The organism is Paenibacillus guangzhouensis, assembly GCF_009363075.1.
GTDB classification, from domain to species: domain Bacteria; phylum Bacillota; class Bacilli; order Paenibacillales; family Paenibacillaceae; genus Paenibacillus_K; species Paenibacillus_K guangzhouensis.
Map to the genome: position 1 here is coordinate 2,296,051 of NZ_CP045293.1, position 23,097 is coordinate 2,319,147.

18 protein-coding genes are annotated in these 23,097 nt (G+C 46.7%); 7 read left to right on the top strand and 11 right to left on the bottom strand.

Annotation, left to right across the window (positions count from 1 at the left end; genetic code table 11):
* Nucleotides 1-15: 15 nt before the first annotated feature.
* The 7 genes from GCU39_RS10260 to GCU39_RS10290 form a co-directional block, all read right to left on the bottom strand.
* Nucleotides 16-1,944, bottom strand: a complete 1,929-nt coding sequence (locus GCU39_RS10260; protein WP_152393419.1) for an ABC transporter permease — start codon at nt 1,942-1,944, stop codon at nt 16-18.
* Nucleotides 1,931-2,695, bottom strand: coding sequence for an ABC transporter ATP-binding protein (locus tag GCU39_RS10265; RefSeq protein ID WP_152393420.1), 765 nt, complete (start codon nt 2,693-2,695; stop codon nt 1,931-1,933). The genes GCU39_RS10260 and GCU39_RS10265 overlap by 14 nt, the downstream gene beginning before the upstream one ends.
* A 132-nt stretch (nt 2,696-2,827) precedes the next feature.
* A complete protein-coding gene (locus GCU39_RS10270) occupies nt 2,828-3,811 on the bottom strand; it encodes a sensor histidine kinase (RefSeq protein ID WP_152393421.1) in 984 nt (327 codons plus the stop codon).
* Nucleotides 3,808-4,500: a response regulator transcription factor gene (locus tag GCU39_RS10275; protein WP_152393422.1), complete on the bottom strand. Its 693-nt coding sequence runs from the start codon at nt 4,498-4,500 to the stop codon at nt 3,808-3,810. The genes GCU39_RS10270 and GCU39_RS10275 overlap by 4 nt, the downstream gene beginning before the upstream one ends.
* Nucleotides 4,501-4,702: 202 nt before the next feature.
* Nucleotides 4,703-6,025: a protoglobin domain-containing protein gene (locus GCU39_RS10280; protein ID WP_152393423.1), complete on the bottom strand. Its 1,323-nt coding sequence runs from the start codon at nt 6,023-6,025 to the stop codon at nt 4,703-4,705.
* Nucleotides 6,026-6,402: 377 nt separating this feature from the next.
* A complete protein-coding gene (locus GCU39_RS10285; RefSeq protein WP_152393424.1) occupies nt 6,403-8,790 on the bottom strand; it encodes a polyprenyl synthetase family protein in 2,388 nt (795 codons plus the stop codon).
* Nucleotides 8,791-9,072: 282 nt separating this feature from the next.
* Entirely contained in the window at nt 9,073-12,681 is a 3,609-nt protein-coding gene (locus tag GCU39_RS10290) for a DUF6359 domain-containing protein (protein WP_193726860.1), read from the bottom strand.
* Nucleotides 12,682-13,017: 336 nt separating this feature from the next.
* Between GCU39_RS10290 and phnD the strand changes: the two genes are divergently transcribed.
* The 4 genes from phnD to phnE (GCU39_RS10310) are packed head-to-tail and all read left to right on the top strand — an operon-like array spanning nt 13,018 to nt 16,334.
* Nucleotides 13,018-13,938 carry a phosphate/phosphite/phosphonate ABC transporter substrate-binding protein gene (phnD, locus tag GCU39_RS10295; RefSeq protein WP_152393426.1) on the top strand — a complete coding sequence of 307 codons (921 nt, stop codon included), beginning with the start codon at nt 13,018-13,020 and terminating at the stop codon, nt 13,936-13,938.
* A 22-nt stretch (nt 13,939-13,960) separates the two neighbouring features.
* On the top strand, nt 13,961-14,731 hold the full coding sequence (gene phnC / locus GCU39_RS10300) for a phosphonate ABC transporter ATP-binding protein (RefSeq protein WP_152393427.1): 771 nt from the start codon (nt 13,961-13,963) through the stop codon (nt 14,729-14,731).
* Complete coding sequence (gene phnE / locus GCU39_RS10305; RefSeq protein ID WP_152393428.1) at nt 14,728-15,540, top strand: phosphonate ABC transporter, permease protein PhnE; 813 nt, start codon at nt 14,728-14,730, stop codon at nt 15,538-15,540. The genes phnC and phnE (GCU39_RS10305) overlap by 4 nt, the downstream gene beginning before the upstream one ends.
* A 23-nt stretch (nt 15,541-15,563) precedes the next feature.
* On the top strand, nt 15,564-16,334 hold the full coding sequence (gene phnE, locus GCU39_RS10310; protein ID WP_407671703.1) for a phosphonate ABC transporter, permease protein PhnE: 771 nt from the start codon (nt 15,564-15,566) through the stop codon (nt 16,332-16,334).
* A gap of 1 nt (nt 16,335) precedes the next feature.
* Here phnE (GCU39_RS10310) and GCU39_RS10315 read toward each other — a convergent pair whose 3' ends face one another.
* Together GCU39_RS10315 and GCU39_RS10320 are read right to left on the bottom strand one after the other, a co-directional pair.
* Complete coding sequence (locus GCU39_RS10315) at nt 16,336-16,860, bottom strand: GNAT family N-acetyltransferase (protein ID WP_227793524.1); 525 nt, start codon at nt 16,858-16,860, stop codon at nt 16,336-16,338.
* A gap of 159 nt (nt 16,861-17,019) precedes the next feature.
* Nucleotides 17,020-17,403, bottom strand: coding sequence for a VOC family protein (locus GCU39_RS10320; protein ID WP_152393430.1), 384 nt, complete (start codon nt 17,401-17,403; stop codon nt 17,020-17,022).
* A 165-nt stretch (nt 17,404-17,568) separates the two neighbouring features.
* On the opposite strand from GCU39_RS10320, the gene GCU39_RS10325 reads away from it, so the two are divergent.
* From GCU39_RS10325 to GCU39_RS10335, 3 genes are read left to right on the top strand one after another with little or no spacing between them, the layout of a single operon-like run.
* Nucleotides 17,569-18,681 carry an endospore germination permease gene (locus GCU39_RS10325; protein WP_152393431.1) on the top strand — a complete coding sequence of 371 codons (1,113 nt, stop codon included), beginning with the start codon at nt 17,569-17,571 and terminating at the stop codon, nt 18,679-18,681.
* Nucleotides 18,662-20,170, top strand: a complete 1,509-nt coding sequence (locus GCU39_RS10330) for a spore germination protein (RefSeq protein ID WP_152393432.1) — start codon at nt 18,662-18,664, stop codon at nt 20,168-20,170. Before GCU39_RS10325 ends, GCU39_RS10330 begins: the two co-directional genes overlap by 20 nt.
* Nucleotides 20,167-21,333 (top strand): Ger(x)C family spore germination protein, encoded by a 1,167-nt coding sequence (locus tag GCU39_RS10335; RefSeq protein WP_152393433.1) that lies wholly within the window; start codon nt 20,167-20,169, stop codon nt 21,331-21,333. Before GCU39_RS10330 ends, GCU39_RS10335 begins: the two co-directional genes overlap by 4 nt.
* 70 nt (nt 21,334-21,403) lie before the next feature.
* On the opposite strand, the gene GCU39_RS10340 is transcribed toward GCU39_RS10335, so the two are convergent.
* Nucleotides 21,404-22,186 carry a class I SAM-dependent methyltransferase gene (locus GCU39_RS10340; RefSeq protein WP_227793525.1) on the bottom strand — a complete coding sequence of 261 codons (783 nt, stop codon included), beginning with the start codon at nt 22,184-22,186 and terminating at the stop codon, nt 21,404-21,406.
* A 4-nt stretch (nt 22,187-22,190) separates the two neighbouring features.
* Nucleotides 22,191-23,093 (bottom strand): AraC family transcriptional regulator, encoded by a 903-nt coding sequence (locus tag GCU39_RS10345; RefSeq protein ID WP_152397178.1) that lies wholly within the window; start codon nt 23,091-23,093, stop codon nt 22,191-22,193.
* Between the last annotated feature and the right edge of the window lie 4 nt (nt 23,094-23,097).

The window sequence follows — 23,097 nt, forward strand, 5'->3', positions numbered from 1 at the left end:
AGACGTCAACGTACGTTAGCTGCTCATCTCGTTCAGATAGAGCTCTTTGAACATCGCGTTCTTGTATTTGGAGAGCACGCTTAGGAAGCCGGCGATCTGAATGATCAAGAAAATAGACGTGCTAATCAGCGCAACAATGGCATACGTACCAGATGGTCCGCTCATTTCATGGCTTACGAGCCATATCATCGCCTGCGTCAGGATGATGGCCAGCAGAAATGGCACGAACATGAGAATCGCCAACTGACTGGAAATAATCGTTGACAGCTCTTTGCGGGATAACCCCAGCTTTACGATCCCTTTGAATTTCAAGGACTCCTTCTCCTTCTCCGTCATCATACGGAAATAGATGAAGCTGGATGCTGCGACGAAGAAAATGATACTTATGAAGCTGCCGACGTAGAGCATCAGATTCTTGCCGGTCTGCTCAACTTGGTAGAGATTGTAGCTATCAAAGAATCCAAAAGCATACGCATCCGCTGGCAACATCTCTTGCTTTAACTTCGTGCCCAAAATAACCGAAGGCTCTTTATCTCGATCCCATTGGTCGATGTGATACGCAAAAACATGCATATACGATCCGAATGACTGCATCGCCCGTTCCATCAGGTTATCCGGGATGACATACAGAGTCCTCACATAATTCTCCACCAAAATGCTGCGATTGCTGATGCCAAGCAATGACGGGGTTAACCCATGTGTTGTATAGAGATCGGTTATAAGTGAGTCTGGTCTAAATAATTGGTCCGACGCAGCATGTCTGCTGGATTGGATTACGAACATTTGATCAGGCTGAAGAGAGATGGCTGGTTGTCCAATCCCTTGCGCTGCGGCGTTATAATCAGATTCCGAGACCGCTCCAACCCCTTTCTGATCCTGATGATAAGCCATCGTATACGTGTACTCTGCATAACCCGGTTTCCCCTCAAGTGTCGTCCGAATCATCTCGATATGTTTGGATTCAAGGGGGTTATCCTGGACGGACACATACATATAACTGAATGGAAAGACGCGCTGAACATTCTTTCTCACGTCAGTGCTTACGGAATAGAGCATATTGGTAAGAAGAAACGTGGCTGTGAACAGAAGTGTAACGAGATACATGACATTCACATTGGAGCGCAGCTTGGATCGAAGTTCCGCAATGATTAACATATTCGTCTTCCGCTTATAGAGCCGTCTACTCCTCAGCAAATTCAGGATCATGACAAATCCTTGTCTGTAAAAGAGATAAAGCGCCAAGAGAAATGCTGCAAAACATCCGAACGTTCCGATCGTGTTGCTCAGAGCATCCGTAAAGACGAGTACCACACCGATCCCTCCAAGCAGCACCAACCCGAGCAGCAATTGCAGCATTGAGAACTTGATCTCCCTCTCGCCCTTGCGATTCGCTGTGAGCATTTGCATGATTGTCTGCTTACGCAGGAACATCGGGGTAACATAGGCAATCATCGTGAACAGTATGGTGAATACAACAACCGTCAACAATATAGCCTTCAGTGGAAAATACATGGCGAATCCATCCGCATTGAGAATATGTCTTGCGACGAGCAGCAACAGCGGGGATAGAACAAGCCCGACAATGACGGCAACGATAATCGCTGCGGTGCCAATCAGCATGTTTTCTTTAAAGATCATCGCATTCATCTGCTTCTTCGATGCACCTGTAATCATGAACAGGCCGAAGGTTTTGATGCGTGATCTAAGAAAAGATCGAATCGAATATGAAATAAAGCAGAAAGAGAACAAATAGACTAAGATATTCCCGAAGATCATGACCATGGAAAGCGAAGAACCATTCTGGATCAACGATAAATCCGGATGGAACATGGCGACCGAAAATGAGAAGAACACAAAAACAGAAAATGCGCTGTTAATAAAATAGGCAAAATAGGTCCACTTATCACGGAGGACGTTATTCAGCGCCAGTTTATTTAAGTTCATGTCTTCGGCCTCCTAGGAAGCTGAGCATATTCATAATATTCTGGTAGAACTCATTATGACTGTCCCCGCGGTGAATCTCGTTATAGAGTCTGCCGTCCTTAATAAACAACACCCGATTGCAGAAACTCGCGACATATGGATCATGCGTTACCATGAGTATGGTTGTGCTCAGAACCTTGTTCACCGAGACGAACAAATCCATCACATCATCCACAGCCTTGGAATCGAGATTCCCTGTTGGTTCGTCAGCGAGGAGCAGCGAAGGCTGATGGATAATGGCTCTCGCAATAACGGCGCGCTGCGCTTGTCCACCTGAAATTTCATAGGTTCTTTTGCTCAGCAGATCGGTGATATTCAGCAATTCCGTCGATGCACTTAGACGTTTCTGCATTTGCTCTGGTGGAACGGAATCCAGTGTCAGTGGCAGGAGGATATTCTCCTCCACCGTCAACGTGTCGACCAAGTTAAAATCTTGGAAAACAAAGCCAAGCTCTCTTCTTCGAAACTGGGCAAGCGCGTCATCCTGAAGCTGATGCGGATTCTGTCCGTTCACCAGTATCTTCCCGCCCGTAGGTGTATCGATCGTGGAAAGGCAATTCAATAAGGTCGTTTTTCCGCTCCCTGACGGGCCCATAATGGCGGTGAACTCCCCTCTCATAAGGTCAAAGCTTATCCCTTTTAATACCGCATAATTCATTTCCCCGGTATAGGTTTTCTCGACCTCGATAACTTCTAGAATACTCTCATTCATGACTTCCACGCTCCAAATCAAATCTTAATGATGAATACCCTTATCTTATCTCTGACGCGATAGATCAGCTATCTCCGAATCTAACATCATCATTACATTATTGTCATACAACGCGAACAAACCATGCGGTAATCATGGTTTATTGGCGCGAAACGTTACCGTGAGTGTCGTCTCATGTCCGGGTTCAGAGACCACCTGAATGGTATGCCCCAGCATCGTCGTGATTTGGCGAGCCATGTATAATCCGATGCCAGAAGATTCTCCTTGTTCACGTCCGGTATCGCCAGTGTAGTACTTATCAAATACGCGGCGAATATCGCTTTTCTTAATGCCAATCCCAACATTGGTGACGGATAGTTCAATGCCATTTGGCGTCGCCACGGCAGTCATATGTACACTTTTTTCTGCATCGCTATATTTAATCGCATTGTTCATGATTTGATACAACGCACGTTTTAGCCATTTCTTATCAGAATAAATCAGGACATGTTCCGGAATATTCACCTTAGGAAAGACGGAGCGGGCAATGAAATAAGGCTTAAGCTCATTCACGACCTCTTTGACGATCTGCAGTAGTGGGATATGATCAATCTTAAAGTCCCGCTCATACCCATCTAGTCGAATGTACGTCAAGAGCTGGGCTAGATTGTACTCTAGCCGACGTGATTCCACCCTTACCTTCTGAAAGTCAGAATTCTCTTCATTCCGCTCACTGAGCAGACTGATGACCGATACAGGCGTTTTCATCTGATGCACCCAAGTATCGAGCATATGTCGATAATCCTCTTGCTTGCGCTCCAATTGATTAATCTCACTGGATAATAGCATTCTGTATTGAATCATTGTGCGTGCAAATGCATGCTCTAAGCTGGTCCGCGGCTCCAGAATCAAGAGTTCATCTAACTGATCCGGCTGTACGGAGAGCTTATTCAGAAGCGGCTTTAACGCAAAATAACGATAGATAAGGACACAGGCAAGCAGAAAAATATTCAGAAAAATAAAGTACCCGATTCCTGCCTCGAATCCGCCGAGCCAGTGATAGACGGTCACGAGACCGATGAAGGATACGAGATATAATACAACGATCCAGAGGTGCTCTTTGATGAACAACTTCATGAATGGACCTCTACCATGCGGTAGCCGATGCCTCGAACGGTCTCGATCTCCACATTGGAATCGATCTCGTCTAATTTCTTGCGCAGTCTTGCGACATTGACGTTAAGCGTGTTCTCCTCGACGAAGCTCTCATCATCCCAGAGGGATTCCAGCAGCTTTTCCCGCCGCAGCACTTTATTTCCATTTTCCATCAATAGCGCCGCCAGTGCTGCTTCTTTTTTGGACAACTCCACTTGCTTGCCATTGTTCTCGAGCGTAAGATTCTCATAATCATAGGTTAACGTTCCAATTCTCACGCGCCGCGATACCGCTAACTGCGCATACTCCCCATAGACTCTTCGCAGCTGGGCATTGATTTTGGATACGATCAGATCTGCTGAGAACGGCTTGGTCACATAATCGTCTGCACCATGATCCATCGCGCGAATCATATCAATATCCGTGTTGCGTGCGGAAATAAAGATGATCGGACAGGTCGTCATCTCTCTCAACTTGCGGCACCAATAGAACCCGTCGAACTTCGGCAAATTCACATCGAGCAAAACAAGATGCGGTGCAAACGCCTGATATTCGCCGATGACATCACTGAAATCATCAACGACTTTCGTTGTAAACCCATATTTAGCCATATAATCAGATAGAATCTCCGCCAAGGAATGATCATCTTCAACAATTAAAATGCTATACATAGAAACTCCTCTCCTGTTGCAGAAAACATACATTTATAAGCATCATTTCTTACCATAACTACAATCCTCACACGATAGCATAATTCACGAGGAGCATCAAATCGAGGCTGTTAGCATCTATTCTGGTCAACATTGCGTATCGTTAACATGACAAGCGGCGATCTTCAACCCTCTCCAACAAAAAAAGACGTGTAGAAAAGTTCTACACGCTTTGCGCTGCCTGATTTAATTGCTCTGCGGAAGCGACGACTTTCTCGGTCGCAAGTCCAATATCTTCAATGCTCTGAACAAGCACCTTCATACCTAACTCGACCTTCTCTACATCCGTGAGACTATTTGCCATGGAGGATACGATTCGATGGAAGGCAATTTCCGTCGCTTCGGATTCAGCCTGACTCTCCTCCACGAAGGTATGGACTTCTCGAATCGCGGCTACGACATCTTCAGAATATTGACACGTCTCCTCAATGTAAGATCGAATTCGTTCCACGGACTGATTGGTCTGCTCTGACAGCTTACGTACCTCTTGCGCGACAACGGCGAACCCTCTTCCATGCTCACCTGCTCTTGCAGCTTCAATCGCTGAGTTCAGCGCGAGCAAGTTCGTCTGACCGGCGATTTCCTGTACGAGATTGACGATTTGACCAATTTCTTGCACCGAAAGATTCAACTGGTTGACGATCCCTTCCATCTTATTCGTGCGATGGAAGATCGAACGAATGCGTGATTCAAGCCCCGCGATCTTCGTCTGCCCATCCGTCGCGAGCAGTTGCGTATCTCTAGAGGTGGATGCGCCGCGTTGAACGGAGTCGTTCACCTCGTTGCTGCTTGCAATCAGCTCTTGTACTGAGGTACTGGTCTGTTCGGTGATCGCGATCATTTCCTGACAGACGAGTATAATCTTGGTCCTGAGATCTTCTTTCACTTTCTCATATTGCAGGCGTCTCTGGCGAAGATTTTCTTTCTCATAGGCTTCTAAGACAAGCTGTTGCTCGAAGTTCAGAATTTTCGTGATGACTTTATTAATTTTGAGGCTATCGTCTCGATTGTCTATGTTTTGATGAACGATATCTAATAATATACTCTGTACGTTCTGGAATGCCCCCATATACCACTTCGGTTCCAAGCCGATGCGATAATGGATATTGGCGACGCGCGTTCGTTTGTTCAAGAATTCTTCATCGATCCTGCCGTCGAACATTTCAATCATGTGGGTCGCAAGCGTAGATCGCAGTCGTTCAAGGGTGCTATGATCAAGGATGATCTGCTTCAGCTCATCGATATTCGTTATTCTCTGATAAAATGCAGTGACGATCTCTTCGATATGCTCTTGTATGAGACACTGAATTGCTTTGGCTAATTGGATCTCTTCCACGGTCAAATCAATCATCTCAAGCTGTCTTCGTACCGTCGGATCTTGAATGTCCAGGATCACTTCTATGTTTTTTGCACGATCCATCCAACCCGTCGATGATCCAGCTCGCTTCTTCCCGCCAAAAAGATTCTTCATATTTATTTTCCCCATGGTCTATTCTCCTGCTCCTATCCCATTCCGTATCCTAATCCAATTGTCCTGAGACGATCCTCCTTTGTTCATGACGGCAGGACGTTTCACTCTGACCTCATCACCCGGTTTCGGCCATACTTGTTGCCGATGGCAGCCATTTCCTCCCATTAAGCGTTCATTCTATCACGCGACCAACATCTGTTGATATGATCGATTATATAATAATTCGATTATTATAATTTTTAATAATTGATGAAGAGTATCGTTGCAACGCTGAAAAGCCCGCAAGTTTACCGTCGTGCCCACGTACATATTTCGGATGCCACGGCTAGTCCCAATCTGAAGCCATGGAAAAAGAAAAAGTCTTCCTAATGGAAGACTTTGTTGACATTTGATTAATGGTCTCGGTTGACGAAATAATTCAATAAATGCTTCAAAAATGAGATGTTGCGCGGCAATGCTCTGAGCGCTTCCATCGCCAGGCAATAATGCTCCCACATCGCCTTTTTCGCATGTTCCTGACCTAGAATCGATACAAATGTCGAGGTGTTGTTCTCAAAATCCTGCCCTGTTGGTTTGCCTAGCAGCGTCAGATCTCCTTCCAAATCCAGCAGATCATCCTTGATTTGAAAGGCAATGCCAGCATGATAAGCAAACTTTTTGAGTGCAGCAATCTCGGATTCATTCACTTCTGCGAGAATAGCCGGCATGACAAGCGAAGCTTCAAAGGCAATACCTGTTTTATAGAAGCAAATCATATTCAGTTCATCAAGTGTTAACGTTTTTCCTTTGGACTCCAGGTCCATCGCCTGCCCCATGCACATTTCTTCTGTTTTCTGAGCCGAATAGTGGATCAATTCTAACACCGTACTCGCATTGTACTGTCCTAGTGAGGATTGTTCATTGATCGCACGAAGGATTAAGAAGAGACCCGTTAATTCCGCGGTCGCGACGTTATGCACCTGATGCAGCGTCGGGCGTCCTCTTCGCGTTGAAGCATTATCCTGCGAAGGCAAATCATCGAAGATCAAGGATGCGGTGTGCATATATTCCAATGATCGTAACAGCGGCACAATGGCTTCTGGTTGCAATCCGTATTCGTTTACGCCCATCATCCAAGTCAAAATCGGACGAATGCGTTTCCCTGAGCCCTCCAGACTGTAGTTCGCAGCATCGATGAGCGGCTCTTGCATCGGAGAGATCCCCTCAGGCTTCACAACAGGAAGGACACGATTAATATGCTGACGGATCGTATCGACGCTGCGATGGAATTCTTCTTTTTCTTGACGATCATTTTTGAGCGTCGTAACCATCTGATCTCGCAGGAGCTTATCGAAGAAGTCTACTTGATCTGCTCTCTGCACCATATACTGGATCAGACGATTGAATTCCGGATGGCCGGATGAGAAGATGGCCATGATCTCATTGTATTGTTCTGTACCGACACGCACCTTACAGCGCTTCAATCCATTAATTGCACGATCCAGAATCACTTCACGCGTCTTCGGATCGGAGTCGTGCACGTGATGGATCAAATGAGAGATGACAGACCAATACAATTCGAACGGGTTCATGAGATCCGGACGTTGATCACGATATTTCAAATAGTAAGTATATGGCGTGACCGCTCCATCTTTCATATCGTCGAACATGTCAGCGAAGTCATCTGCCAGCTGATTGTAAATGCCATTATAGAACGTGCGTTCATCAAAGCCCTCGTCGGCTGGCGCACTAATGACAGAACGGACAATAAGGCGCGAAGAAGATGATTTGAGAATAATTGGTATATACAGCTCTTCATTCGTATAGCTCGCATCCGCTAAATCCTTCGCACGATCGATCTCTTGCGATTGAAAGAATACATACGACTGTTCGAAGAATATTCGTTGCGTCTCTGAACGCTGATAATCGCGAATGTACTCGAACGCTTCGCGAAGTTCCGCATGAATATATTGAATTAACTCCATGTTGCTGCCCGACCACTCACTGAGCTTCGGTACCGTTCCAGTGAGCAGCGAAGTGCGGATCATCCGCGAGTACTGCTCTTTTTCTGCATCAGTTAACACGGCTGAATCGAGCAGATCATCGATGAAAGGATAGGTTAAGCCGTATGAGTAGCCAAGTCGGATCGCTTCACCCAACCGTTTCGCTCGCTCCGCTACCGTTAACGAATCGTCCATATCTTCTGCCACATGCAAGACGACACCGAAGATGATTTTAATCAATTTGCGCTGGGCATGCTCGGCACTGATTTCTTCCGGTACATGAATGGATACCATTCGAAGTTTGTTCATCAGCCAAATGATATCCGATTCGATTCCTTTCTTCTGCCCCCATCGATACAGTCCATCAAGACTCATCGAATCTAGTCCGTTCTCCTTACGCTTGTGCGAGGATGTGGATTGTATCAAGTGACGCTTGATATCAGCAACGACGTGCTGAATCCGCGTCTGGACCGCTGGCGAATTCAGCGATTTGCCTAGATCCCGCATATACATGTAGGATACGCTTCGATCCAAGTAGTCTTCTAATTTTCCAGTCGTTGTCTGCCATTGAATATATCGGTGATAATCCCGTGTATCCGGCTTTTTCTTCCCCCACGAGAAAAAAGATAGCCATGCAGGATGTATATGATTCTTCTTCCACATGTGAAAATCTTCTGTGAGGGTAGACACATACGATTTTTCCTGAACCTGCACCTTGAGTGCTGCAAAATATTGTGCTGCCTTCTCCTCAGCGCGCCGATATCCAAGATCGGCATAATCTTTAAACGCCACATTCATAACATGGTTCCCTCATCTTTATCTAGAGTGTTAGTTCTGCTGTTCATTCGTTGTTGTTCACTTAATACGAGGAAGTATCTTTTTGGTTACAAAATCGTTCTAACCCTTCCTACGATCGTGCATAAGGAAGGACAATTCTGATCTTATCACCAATGGCTCATAAGACAATAGGCGTCATGGCTATATGAAGCGTATATGCAAAAAAAAGACCGCCGATCATCCTGTACAGGAATGATCGGCAGCCCATGCTGTTAGAAACCTCATATCATTGCTTGCGTATTATTAAGAACCAGTATACCAATTGCCTACGATGAGCTGCGCGATGGCTGCAAGCGAACGAATAGTAATCTCGTTCTCATTGAGTATGTCTGCCTTAGCAATGCTGTTCCAGTTCGGATCCGTTGATTTTACCCCGAAGTATTTCGCAGCGATCGAGAGGTCATTGATTGTTATCTTCGTCGCACCCGGTACAAGCGTGATGAGTTTCGATTGGAACGTAGCCGTTGCGGTATGCAATGTCGACACCGCCGCATCCACTTGCGACTGCGATGCAGAAGCTTGATTCAGGACATCCGTTGCTGCTGCGATAGCTGCTTGCAATGCTGTCTTCGCTTCAGCTGGGTATTGACCCACTTTATTGCCTGTGACCGCTTTATTCAGCATACTTTGTGCATTTGTGATCGCTGTTGATAATGCCGATTTATCCGCTGGTTGCGATGGATTTACGCTATTCTTGAACGTATTGACCGCCGCATTCAACGCTGCGAGCGCAGTATTGATCTGCTCTTGTGTTGCAGATGCGTTATCACGGACCGTACTTGCTGTCGTAATCGCATCGAGCAAAGCCGCCTTCGCTGCCGCAGGGTATTGACCTGGAGCTGAACCGACAACAGCTGTATCATGAAGCTGCTGTGCATTCTGGATTGCCGAGATTAATGCTGCGCGATCGGCCGATTTCACATCGATCTGCCAAGAAGCCTGCGCAGTATTCAGCACACTGGACACGCCATCCTTCGATACGTCGAAGCTGGATAAGGAGAGCGATGTAGAACCTGTCGCTGCAGTGGATTTGATTTTGCCGTGCAAGGTGACAAGTGTACCTGATCCTGTGATAAGCTGATCTGCTCCAGTACTGCCGACAAGGATTAATATTTGTCCTAGATCCTGTTTCACACCTGTCGCTAATACACCCGTGTTATTCAAATTCACACTATAAGCAGTGTCAGCTAACATTAAGGTGCCATCCGAATTCGATTGTGTCGCAAATGTCCACACGTTCGGATCATATTGAACGACGATGCTTCCGACTGTGAATCCATCTGTTACATTCTTCATGCCAATTGACAAATCCGCAGTACCGCCAACATACGTTGCGGTTGGTCCTGTCAGTGAAGCCGCATTACTCGATCCCTGGGATGCAGGCGTAACCGTTATGGATACGTTCATCGTGGCTTCGCCACCTTTTCCATCCGTCACGAGAAAAGCTGCAGTATAGTCGCCGGCTGTTTGCGGCGTCCACGAGAATGTACGGCTTGAAGCATCAAATGCCGCATTCCCTGGAAGTGATGGAGCAGAATACGTTAGGCTATCACCATCCGCATCGGTCGCTTCGACTTGGAAGGATAGCGTCTGCCCTTCTGTTACGCTTTTCGCCTCAACCGCTTGAAATACCGGTGCTTGATTGGCTTGCGCTGCTGGTTTTACATCTTCAAACTTTAACAATTTCAATTGATAAGTGCCTTTAAAAATCGATGAAATGCCTGTGATGTCGACCTTTGTCCCCGCAGGGAACAACTGTTTGAAGCTATCTGCATTGATATTCGTTCTGCTGTCTACCCGAACACGAGTGGTTATACTATCTTTCACCAGATCAAATTCGAGCGAGTTCGTCACGATCGCATAATTCTGGATGGCTGCATCCTTAAGGGTGATGATGGTTCCTTGATTATTGTCATTGACTGATGTCTGCACGGCCGGATTCGCTGGTGGAATATTCGCATTCGCATCCAGCTTCTCTACCTTCGCTTCATTCATCAGCTCTACTTCCGTATTGAATATGGTCTTCTGGGCCGTCAGCTTTACTTTGTCGCCTACATGCAGCCCTGTTGGTTGACTCGGATAGACGTAGATCCCGGCAGTTCCATCTTGCATGTAGAAGCCGGAACCGCCGAAGATGCCCGGCTCCGATGTCACAATTCCCTGGACGGTCACATACGTGTTATCACTTACTTTTCTTGCTTCAGATAGGGTCGTCAGGTCTGGAATGGGTACCTCAGGCGTTCCTTTTCCTGTACCATAGGATCCCGCTTTGTATGTAGCTGGATCATACCATTTGTATCCGGCTGCCGGACTTCCCCAAGGCTCGGTTCCTGGAATTTCAACAGATGTTACCGGGTTCTCCAGACCGCTAGCCAGTAATGGTGTAGGGGAATCAAGTGTAATGCCTTTATTCTCGAATGTTGTGTAATCCTCTTGGACAGCCAGCCATTTCACTGTCTGTACTAGGAAGACATTGTTCTGCCCTTCGCTCTTGAATCCATCGTAAGTGGTTTTCTTCGACCCATTATCTTCGCGTACATATCGTGGTGTGATATCTTCAACGGGCGAGGAATCCCCGATGAACGCTGCTTTCCCCTTCTCGAGCTTCGAGATCGCTGCGAACGGTCCTTCATCTACTCCGCCGCCTTTATATACGCCGCCATTCGGGAAGTTTACTGGATCGCTTTTCTCAACGGCATTATTCCAACCTGACGTTGTTTTCGGAATATAGACAAGCCCTTTGACACGTGTCGGATCCATCACGACCATCGTCGATCCTGCATGCATCTCGACATCATTAACGCCTGCCGTAATACCGAAGGATTGATCATATTTGACCGTATCGGTCTTCGTGAAGTCGCCTAATGCATTGTAACGGAACCGAACACCGAAGTTCTGACCGAGCCAATCGGTGCTTGTCACCCCTTGCATGGCTCCGGATGCGACTTCTGCTGTATTCATCCCTTTCGTCGGATTGCTATAAGCGCCACGACGATAACCGTTCATGACTTCAGAGGAATCCCAGCGGTTCAAATTCCGGTCGGCATTATAATGGTCTGAGATGAAGAAGATACTGCCGCCTTCCTTCACATATTGGAGCATCGCATCTTGCTCGGAAGATTTGAATGGGATATTCGCTTCGCCAATAATAAACACGTTGTACTGCTTCAGTTTATTCAGCGTAATTGTAGGGGTATCATATGCTTGCGAGGAGTAAGGAATGGTTCGTTCGAGTGCGTCAACTTGGAAGCCGGCAGACTTTAGTCCGTCAGCGAAATCCGAGAAAGCGCCATCGATGACCCAATCTGCTGCCCCGGCTGTCTGCGCATGGGATTGGTCGAATAGCACTTTTTTACCTGTCCCATCCGGCAGGGTTGTCGGGACACCGATGTTCTCGCTTCCTGGATCGGTCGGGTTAGGATTTCCACCGCCTGGCGTGCCGTCCAGTACGAAGCTCGTAGGACTTTTTACGCCATTCATACCACTATATGACGTTAGTGTGCCCGTCACTTGTACTTTTTTGCCGACATGTGTCGGGTTGCTCTTCAGACCGTATTCGCTTCGGTAACTCGCAGTAATCTGAACATCGATCAGTTTGGTTTTATCCGTCTCACTCGCCGTATCCGCAATTAAGAAGTTGAGATCATCCTGAAAATTAGAAAAAATGGGCTTGGAATTATAGACTTCACCTACGATATACCCTTCCACCGTCGCCGTCTCGCCATTGTTATTCTTCGCAATAGCCTCTGCAACGCTGATCGCCGAGGCAGCCGATGCTGTCCCTGACATGAAGTAAAACGCATTGCCGATTAACATCGAGAGTGCTAAGAAAATTACGCTAAGCCTTCTCATGTTCCTTCTGTTCCTCATCTTCCCTTGTCCCTTCCTTCATCTCAAATTAGTGGTTACAACGTCATTACTGTAGCATGTCTTGGTGTTTTGTAGTGTTAATGTTATGTAAAATATTGCCATAATCAGACACAAAAACAGAGGTTGTTGGTAGATACAATGGCAACCTCTGCTTGGCAATTCGTTGATTATATGACGTCTAGGACGTGTTTATGACCAGGAGGATGCGCGTTACGCTTGTGATATCACCTTCCATTATTTTTCGTTGTTCTACGATTCGCCATGTCAGATATAGATGTGATATAGGACATTGAAATTGACCAATGGAGGGTACAAAGAATGATGAAGAAAACAATGGCAATCGTGATGACCATGCTCATCGCAGCGAGCCTTGCTGCTTGCGGATCCAAGGATTCAAGCGCTTCCTATGTGCCGAAGGAGCTGAATGTTCAATTCGTTCCATCACAGAATGCTGATACGTTAGAATCCAAAACCAAACCGCTTGAGAAGCTGCTTGGTGACAGACTCGGAATTCCTGTGCACGTGACGGTATCGCCGGATTACAACACCATTGTCGAAGCCATGTCTTCCAAACAGGTCGATGTCGGCTTCTTGCCTCCGAACGCATACGTACTTGCCCACGATAATAAAAAAGCCGCAGATCTCCTCCTCCAAGCTCAGCGTTTTGGTGTCGAAGATGCGACAGGGAAAGCAACAACAGAGAAAGTGGATTTCTACAAAGCGATGATTGTGGTGCCAAAGGATTCACCGATCAAAACATTGGAGGATTTAAAAGGCAAAAAAATCGGCTGGCAAAATGTCACTTCCTCAGCGGGATACGTCTATCCTGCAGCAGAACTGAAAAAAGCCGGTGTCGACCCGGATAAAGACGTAACCGGCATTACGATCAAAGGCCATGATGCGGCATTAATGGCGTTATTGAACGGTCAGGTGGATGCTGTTGCGAATTTCCAAGACGCGCGGAATACCGTACTTAACGATGTGCCAGACATTTTTGAGAAGACACGCGTGCTGCATTACACAGCTAAGATACCAAATGATACAGTCTGCGTACGCAACGATATGGATCAAAGCTGGAGAGACAAAATCAGTCAAGCGTTTATCGATATTACGAATGATGCCGAAGGAGCCAAAATTATTAAAGACATTTACACCCATGTCGGTTATGTCAAAGGCGATGATAACAACTTTGATTCCGTACGTGAATATGCAAAGGCTGTAGGGCAAGAAATTAAGTAATCAGAGAGAGAGTTGGATATGTATGATTCAATTCCGCAATGTATCGAAAACCTATCCGAACGGTACCCTAGGCCTTCGCCACATTAATCTTGACATCAAGGAAGGCGAGCTTGTCGTCATCGTCGGTTCATCCGGAGCAGGGAAATCTACCCTGCTTCGGTCTATTAACCGATTGCATGATATAACCGAAGGCGAGATTCTTGTCGACGGCAAATCGATCACTTCTGCAAAAGACAAAGATCTGCGCCTGATCCGCCGGGATATCGGCATGATCTTTCAGAACTTTAACCTCATCAAACGTGCAACCGTCCTAAGTAATGTGCTATCAGGGCGGGTGGCCTATCATTCGACCTTCCGGACGATGCTCGGAATGTTCCCGCGAGAAGATATCGAACTCTCCCTACACGCCCTTGATCGGGTTAATATTCGGGAGAAAGCATACATCCGTGCCGATCAACTCTCCGGCGGCCAACAGCAGCGGGTATCCATCGCACGGGCTCTGGCACAGGAAGCGAAGATTATTCTTGCCGATGAGCCTGTCGCGTCGCTTGATCCTCTGACAACCCGTCAGGTCATGGATGATCTGAAGCGCATTAATCAAGAGATGCGTATTACGACCATCATCAATTTGCACTTTATTGATCTCGCTCGAGAATATGCGACCCGAATCATTGGTCTCCGTGCAGGAGAAGTCGTATTCGATGGTCCCCCTGAACAAGCGACAGACGAAGCCTTCGCAGAAATATACGGGCGATCCATCCGGCATGATGAGCTGTTGGGAGGCGAAGTATGAAGCCCGTTACGCCTGGATTCGGACCGAAATCCCCGCTCGATCAACAGCTTATCCGGGGACGATACAAACGAATCGCAACGTGGTTATTCATCATCGTCGTGCTTATCCTCTGTTCTGTACATATCGATGCGACCCCTTATAAACTGATGATCGGATTGCCGCAAATGGGCAGTCTGCTGCAAGAGATGATTCCTCCCGATTGGAGTTACTTACCGACCATCTGGCAACCGATGATGGAGACCATTCAGATCGCGATCGTAGGAACGACGTTCGGTGGAATCCTAGCGATTCCCGTTGCACTGTTATGTGCTTATAACATGATGCCGAACAAATGGGTGTCGATGCCAATGCGGGTCATCTTGAACTTGGTTCGTACGATCCCCGATTTACTCTTCGCCTCGATCTTCGTTGCCATGTTCGGGATTGGACCCTTCGCCGGCATGCTCGCCCTTCTTTTCTTCTCATTCGGAATCATTGCCAAGCTAACATTTGAATCCATTGAGGCCATCGATCCCGGCCCACTCGAAGCCATGACAGCTGTAGGCGCGAATCGCCTGCAAGTGATCAAGTTCGGCGTCGTTCCGCAAGCGTTTCCATACTTTGTCTCGTATTTTCTCTATACGTTTGAGGTGAATATTCGCGCCGCTTCGGTGCTTGGCTTGGTTGGCGCCGGCGGAATTGGCATCTTGCTTGATCGTGCTCTCGGACTCTTCCGTTACGATCGCGCAGCGATGATCATTTTATTTACACTCGTGATTGTTCTTGCTATTGATTATGGCAGTACGAGAATTCGGAGGAGCTTGCTATGAGAGACACAAGAGCCTTAAAACCTATGAGCGCCAGGCTTCGTAACGGGTTGATCATCATTGTCGTTCTTGCCGTCTATTATTGGGCATTTCAAGGTATGAACTTTGAAGGCGTTCAATCGACGACGAAGACGGTCTTGCTCTCCATTATCGATGGATTTCTGCATCCGGACTGGTCCTATGTCTATATCCCGGAAGGGGAAGATTTACTGCGTGGATTATTAGATACATTAATCATTTCGATCCTCGGTACATTTGTATCTGCTATCTTATGTATTCCTTTTGCTTTCTGGGCTTCGACGAATATGAGCAGACAGCTTGCCGTATCCGGCAGCGGTAAAATTCTGCTCAGCTTCATCCGTGTCTTTCCGGAGATTATCGTCGCTATTCTTTTCATCAAGGCTGTAGGACCGGGAGCATTCGCAGGCGTGCTCGCACTTGGCATCCATTCGATCGGGATGCTCGCCAAATTGTATTCCGAGACCATCGAGAGCATTGATCGCGGGCCTCAAGAGGCCCTGCTTGCCTGTGGTGCGAATCGCTTGCAAGTGCTGCGGTATGCGGTGATCCCGCAGGTTATTCCCCAATTCTTGTCCTACTCACTTTACCGATTTGAGATCAATATCCGCTCTGCCACAACGCTGGGTCTGGTCGGTGCAGGCGGGATCGGAACCCCGCTTATCTTTGCCCTGCAAGTAAGGAACTGGAATCGTGTCGGTGTCATTCTCCTTGGGATCGTTATCCTCATCACGCTGACCGATATCATTTCCGGGAAGTTGCGGAAACGGATTATTTAGTTTACTTCTCGAAAAAGGCTTTCGCATATTCTACTGTACCGTGGATATCCGCAAGTCCATCAGGAATGAGCTCGAGCGCCATGAAATGATCATCCGATACTTCGAAAGGCGCTTTAATTCCATATTGACTTGCTTTCTGATACCCGAACTTTGGATAATACTTGTCATGACCTAGAACAACGGAACCCTTATATCCGAGCTTCGCGGCGATGTTGTGGGCCTCCATTATCAGTATTCTCCCAATGCCTCGGCTCTGCATTTCCGGCGATACAGCTAACGGAGCAAGCGCGATCAGCGTATGGTCATCTACCTTGATTTCCGTGAACATGATATGACCCACAATTCGATCCCCATCCACTGCGACGAGGGATAATTCCGGGATGAAGTTGGCGCTTGAGCGTAGTCTGTTCACTAGGTTGTGTTCATCGTGATCCGTGTGCTCTTCACTTCGGAAAGCTGCTTCTACGACGTGATATACGTCATTCCAATCTTGATTTGTTTCATGTCGAATGATGATATTTTCCATCGCCATTAACCACCTTTATCAAATTTTAATTCATCATTACGGCTGGCTTCCAACGCGTTTCATAAATGCTATACAAAGGAAAAGTGGGTATAGTCTTAGACTATACCCACTTTTTATGCGCGATCAGGCATCTATTAGGAATACTCTACTCTGTATCGTTTAGGAGCCATACGGCGCGTCGAACTCGATGATATGGTGATCCACATCTAGAATGTAAATCTGAGCGAATCCTGCTACACTCTCCGGTCGTGCCTCATAGGGGATCCCTGCTTGCTCCAGCCATGCGACAGTATCACGGTAACTCTTCACCCACACTGCGAAGTGACTATCTTGGGTATGGATTGGCCCCTCACGCAACGTCTCTCCTTTAGGGCATTCAATCAAATGCAGCTGTTGATCACCGATTGCATACCAAGCCCCTTTGGACTGAAAAGGCGGGCGGGCGATTTCGCGTAGCTGCAGCACCTCCGAATAAAAATGTTTAGCTAGCTGTAAATCGCGTACGGCGAGACTTACATGATGAATGTTCAAATATTCAATCATTACATGTTCCCCTTTCTTTGGCATCATTTTACACAATATCTTATCGATCTTACCTTGATTCGTAATCGTTTACAATGCTTCGCGCGACGAAATCATGCTCAGAATGGAATGATTTCACAGCGGATGGAGCACATTAACACCATCTTACAATGAGAGGCGTTCACGATGAAATCTGGCACGAAATCCGTAACTTTTTTTCAAGCCTGCATGGTTATGGTTCTATCGACGGGGTTACTTAACCACGTAAATATTATACCTCTCCTGCTTCAATGCGCTGGGAATGATGGTTGGATAAGCATACTCCTTACGCTATGTATCGCTTTATTATGGATGCCCGTCTTCCTCTATGTCATGGAGCATAAAGGAACAAAGCCTATTTATTCCTGGCTGAAGGAACAATCCGGCGCGTTCATTGCTTGGGTCATTGTAGGCATTCTGCTCGTGTATTTGTTCTCCATTGCATTCGTCACCTTAAAAGATACAACGGATTGGACGAACACATCCTATCTAACCAAAACGCCTGTCTTTATGCTGGCAACCATCTTGATCATTATTTGCTCCCTTGCAGCATTAGCCGGGATTCGTTCGATTGCCATATGTGCTGGAGCCTTGCTGCCGCTCGTTATTATTCTTGGTTATTTCGTCATGGGATCGAACTTTCAATATAAAGACTATAGCTTAGTCCTGCCTATCCTCGAGAATGGTATCATTCCCGTTCTGCGCGGCATGTTCTACCCCGGTGCAGGGATGGTTGAGCTGTTCATGTTTTTCTTATTGCAGCACCATCTCTCCACGAAGGCAACGTATCGGGGTCTGGCCATTCTGGCAATTTGTCTGGCGGGACTTACGATTGGACCTTATCTTGGGTCCATCGCGAATTTTGGTCGTGAAATTGCCATCGATCTTCGTTTTCCTGTGTTTGAGCAATGGCGGCTCGTGACGATTGGCAAATATATTAATCATTTGGACTTTCTCTCGATCTACCAGTGGTTGTCAGGTGCATTTATTCGCATTTCGCTTGCGATTTTTTTCATATATGATCTAACGCCGATCCGGAAGAAACTGCCCAAGTTTATATTTTGCGTATCGGTATCTGTTGCATTGATCCTTCTTGTCCAATTTAGTATGAGCGATATGGCGTTCATGAATTGGTTGTACTGGTACTACTATCCGTTCATCACTATAGGCATCGTCGTCTTTTCCTTACTCCTATGGCTGCTGACTCGGATGCATCATGCGAACAGGAGGACGAATCATCATGACCCATCAACGCGATAATAGGCAAGCGCAGGCAAACAACTTAAATCCTACACCTGGTATGCCGTTAACCTATGATAATCTGAGACAGCGCTTAACCAACTGTGCAGATATCGTATACCATTCCCTCGTCTTCGGTACGGATTTAGCAGTCATGGAGATCCATCTGGTATGGTGCGAAGGCGTAACGGATCACACGCAAATCAATCAATTTATTATTCCGAAACTGTATCAGATGCTGCAAGACCACCAATGGACGGAAGCGTTGGAGCATAATCCGTTGCTTGCGCTTACTCGGGTTGATGAATCCAAAGGCGTTCATGAAGTGATCACCAAAATATTCAATGGCTACTTGCTCATTTGTGCGCCGCTTACCAATACGTACTATACACTTGATATCTCCGATGCACCGAATCGCACGCCAGAGGAGTCAAGTACTGAAATCTCGATAAAGGGGCCGAAGGACGGATTTACGGAGAGCTTGATCACCAATCTAGGCTTGATTCGTAAGCGTCTTAAGACCGAATCGCTTAAGATTGAGACGAGTATCCTTGGAAGACGCTCTCAGACGAATATTGCTCTCCTCTATTTGGAGGATGTTGCGAACAAAAAAATGATCGAAACCGTAAAGGAGAAACTATCTTCACTTGATCTAGATTCGGTCATCAGCAGCTCACAGCTAGGTGAAGCTCTTGGTGATTCCAAATTCTCCTTGTTCCCGTTACTCGATTATATCGGAAGACCTGACTATGTCGTGCAAAGCTTGGTTCGAGGCAGGTTTGCTATCGTTGTCGATACCGTTCCCATGGTTCTGATTGGCCCAGCAGACCTCTTATTAGAGCTGAAATCACCAGAGGACGTCCATTTCCCCTATTTCTTCGTTACTTTTCAACGTCTATTACGTGTGATCGGGCTTATCATTTCCATCTTTATCCCTGGATTCTGGTTAGCTTTATGCGCATTCAACGTTGAACAGCTGCCGCTGCCGCTATTAGCCACGGTGACCGTTGCAAGGCTCGGTCTTCCTTTTACAGCCGCGATGGAGTTGATTCTGATGCTTGGATTATTTGAAATATTCCGTGAAGCGGGGGCGCGCTTGCCGAAAGCCGTTGGTCAGACCGTTGCTGTCGTTGGGGGACTTATCGTAGGGGACGCAGCAATTCGGGCGGGCCTAGGTTCGCCAACGATGTTAGTAGTGGCAGCGGTTAATGCCGTTGCTACGTTTACACTCGTGAATCAATCCTTAAGCGGAACGGTTAGCATCTTGAAGTTCGGTGTACTACTTATGTCCAATTTTTTTGGCATGTTCGGGTTCTTCATTTCCCTAATGGGAATTCTGCTGTATTTATCCACCTTGGAGTCCTTCGGCATTCCCTATCTAGCCCCGATATCGCCGCCGTCCTTCCGAGATATGATGAAATCGATTGCCGCTTTTCCGCCTTCTAAGCAAGGAAAGCGCCCCCTCTATATCCATCCGAACGATGAGACGCGGCAAGGTGAAGAATCATGAAGTGGACAAATGGCTTACGAAGTGTATCCATCATCGGGATGTTCTTATTCATCACCATCGTCCTCACTGGTTGCTGGGATAAGAAGAATATTCAAGATATAAATTACGTTGCTGCACTCGGCATTGATTACGTGAATAACAAATATGTCGTCTATTCCCAATCGCTTGACTTTACAATTGTGGCCAAGCAAGAGGGAGCGAAAGCAAAAGAGCATGTACCCGTGTGGATTGGGCGAGGTGAAGGGGAAACGCTGGACTCGGCAGTAAATGACATCTTTACAGCCGCACAGCTGCCCATCATCTGGGAGCATATTAGTGCAATCGTCTTCCACGAACGTGCCTTGAAGCAGGATCTCCGTAAAATGACCGATACGCTGCTTCGATATCATGAAATTCGATTCATGCCTTGGGTGTACGGCACAAGGGAGTCATTGAAGGAATTGTTCGCAGCACCGAATACATTCAATTTGTCGCCGGTGAATTCCATTCTTCACCAGCCGGAAGATGTATATATGCAGCAATCCTACATCCAACCCATGACGTTAAGAGAAATGTTCATTCATTGGTTACGCCCTGGCTCTACATTGCTCCTGCCTTCCATTTCGATTACCAAGGATCATTGGTTCGAAGATATCAAACCCAGAGAGGCTTATCAGATTGATGGTATATTCGCAATGGAAAATGATCATTTTCATGGCTGGTGGGGTAAAAAAGAAATCTCAGGCCTCCGTTGGGCGATCAAAAATGTCGTACATACTGCCCTACAAATCGAACCGCACAAAAAAACAGTTGCGATGATATCGTTAAATGTGCCAGAGAGCAATATCAAAGTAAAGCTTGTCGGACAAGAACAGACGCCGAAGATCACCATTCGAATCTATATTGACGGATCAATCGAAGAGACGTTAACAGAAATGTCTCCTCATAAAATGGAATTATTGGCTGAAGAAAAAATTCGTAGTGAAGTTCAAAAAACGTTCCGTGATGGCCTACAGAAAAACGTCGATCTATTCTCTCTTCGCAGTGAAATCTACCAGCAACACGTGAAGTATTGGAACCGCCACCAGAAAGGCGAGACCATTCGACTTCACCCGGATATGATCAATCAAGTCGATGTGAGAGTGAAACTCAAGGATGCAGGTATGGTAAAGTTACGGCGTTAATCGTCTCTTCGCAAAAAGAAAGACTTCTGAAGGATTCCCCTTGCAAGGTATCAATCAGAAGTCTTACATATTACTTACTCAATTCATACCAGATGGCGTCCCCGTGCTGGTAATCTGTATTGGACTTGCCCAGGTCCGTATATTTGCGATCGATAGTCAATCCACACTGGTCCACGGTCACGTCGAAATCATTCGGTCCATACAGCTTCAGATGGAAATCCTCCGATTCCGATCGAACATACTGGCCCTCCACATAGAGCTCGTACGTTAGAAGCGAAGATTGAACACGGTTCTCTGGTTCATATACTGAATTACTGCCTTTCAAGACCACTTCGATAGAGCCTTGTTGCACGCTTCTGCCTTCCTGCTCTGAAGCAGATTCCGAATGGGATTTCGTGATCGGAGCGCTCCGATATGCGCGATCCGTCAGTACGCTAAGCACGATACGCCCATCTGGCTTCAGACATTGCTTCATGACCTGCAGAGCCTCCTTAATCATCGATTGATCTGTTAATAAGGAGAATGACCCGGCTGCAATAAAAATGAGATCATATGGCTCTCGATGACGATCAAATCCTGCAAAATCGCACAAATCGATGCGGGAAGCGGCATGCAGGGGTATCAACTTTTCTCTGCATCTAGCAATCATCGCTTCCGATAAGTCGAATCCATCAATCGAATAGCCTCGCTCTGCGAATGGGACAATAAATCGTCCCGAACCGCACATCGGTTCCAAGATCCTCATCCCTGGGCTTGCAAAAGATAATAACAATGCCAATTCATCCGGCGGCGCCGTTGGTTTATCGATATCATAATATAAGGCGCATAGATCGCCGTAGTAATGTTTATCCATTCGTTCAATCCCCCTCTTGTCGTGGCTTGATTGGCACGTAAATGTCCATCACGACATCCTTCAACCCATGGCAGCGCTCATCGTAGAACTCGAAATCCAGCTTAGACTCATCATACCGATAATCGCTGTTTGGGAACCATTCCTCGAAAATGTATTTCCAAGTCGCCTTCACCGCTGTCGATAATGGATCTGCATCGTTGGAAGCCGCTGCATCGATATTATCCACGGGCGGCGTCGTGAAGACAGCATACGCCGCTTCTGGAACATCCCAGGTCATCATGTCAGGTGTCACTTTCGTATAATCTTCAACAATCACGCCTAATAAGTAAATGACGTTCCCGTCATCTGTTGATGGAATGCAGATCCCTACCTCGCCATGGGCTGGCGGGTTCAACTGCGTATACATTTTGTTCTCTAAATTCTCTCCGATATACGTATCCCAATAGGCAGCAATATCACGCGTATACCCACTGGCTACATTGGTTCGAATGCCGTAGCCTGCCACCTTGAAGGCAGGTTTGTGGATGATCTTAGGAATCACTGGATAACCTCCTGTATCTGTCCAAGACTGGTTTGTTGTAAAATTATTGATCTTAATCATATAGACGGAAGGGCTGTAACCAAACTCCTTGCGAAATGCTTTAGAGAATCCGCTAGCCGTCTCGAATCCATAATCGAATGCAATATCGATAATCTTCCGACCATGGAGCAGCTCTCGCTTGGCCTGATTCAATCGTTTCCTGCGAACATAATCCATCAACGGGATTCCTTGAATCATGCTAAATACTCTGCAGAAGTGATATACAGAATATCCGATATGATCTGCGATGGCGTTCGGGTTCAAGTCCTTCTTCAGGTTCAATTCGATATAAGCGATGCTTCGCCGGATATCTTCGTGGTACTTCAATGCA

Bases quoted from the DNA above. Each gene is read 5' to 3' on its own strand.
- GCU39_RS10260 (WP_152393419.1), bottom strand. From the start codon at position 1,944: ATGAACTTAAATAAACTGGCGCTGAATAACGTCCTCCGTGATAAGTGG.
- GCU39_RS10265 (WP_152393420.1), bottom strand. From the start codon at position 2,695: ATGAATGAGAGTATTCTAGAAGTTATCGAGGTCGAGAAAACCTATACC.
- GCU39_RS10270 (WP_152393421.1), bottom strand. From the start codon at position 3,811: ATGAAGTTGTTCATCAAAGAGCACCTCTGGATCGTTGTATTATATCTC.
- GCU39_RS10275 (WP_152393422.1), bottom strand. From the start codon at position 4,500: ATGTATAGCATTTTAATTGTTGAAGATGATCATTCCTTGGCGGAGATT.
- GCU39_RS10280 (WP_152393423.1), bottom strand. From the start codon at position 6,025: ATGGGGAAAATAAATATGAAGAATCTTTTTGGCGGGAAGAAGCGAGCT.
- GCU39_RS10285 (WP_152393424.1), bottom strand. From the start codon at position 8,790: ATGAATGTGGCGTTTAAAGATTATGCCGATCTTGGATATCGGCGCGCT.
- GCU39_RS10290 (WP_193726860.1), bottom strand. From the start codon at position 12,681: ATGAGAAGGCTTAGCGTAATTTTCTTAGCACTCTCGATGTTAATCGGC.
- phnD (WP_152393426.1), top strand. From the start codon at position 13,018: ATGATGAAGAAAACAATGGCAATCGTGATGACCATGCTCATCGCAGCG.
- phnC (WP_152393427.1), top strand. From the start codon at position 13,961: ATGATTCAATTCCGCAATGTATCGAAAACCTATCCGAACGGTACCCTA.
- phnE (WP_152393428.1), top strand. From the start codon at position 14,728: ATGAAGCCCGTTACGCCTGGATTCGGACCGAAATCCCCGCTCGATCAA.
- phnE (WP_407671703.1), top strand. From the start codon at position 15,564: ATGAGCGCCAGGCTTCGTAACGGGTTGATCATCATTGTCGTTCTTGCC.
- GCU39_RS10315 (WP_227793524.1), bottom strand. From the start codon at position 16,860: ATGGAAAATATCATCATTCGACATGAAACAAATCAAGATTGGAATGAC.
- GCU39_RS10320 (WP_152393430.1), bottom strand. From the start codon at position 17,403: ATGATTGAATATTTGAACATTCATCATGTAAGTCTCGCCGTACGCGAT.
- GCU39_RS10325 (WP_152393431.1), top strand. From the start codon at position 17,569: ATGAAATCTGGCACGAAATCCGTAACTTTTTTTCAAGCCTGCATGGTT.
- GCU39_RS10330 (WP_152393432.1), top strand. From the start codon at position 18,662: ATGACCCATCAACGCGATAATAGGCAAGCGCAGGCAAACAACTTAAAT.
- GCU39_RS10335 (WP_152393433.1), top strand. From the start codon at position 20,167: ATGAAGTGGACAAATGGCTTACGAAGTGTATCCATCATCGGGATGTTC.
- GCU39_RS10340 (WP_227793525.1), bottom strand. From the start codon at position 22,186: ATGGATAAACATTACTACGGCGATCTATGCGCCTTATATTATGATATC.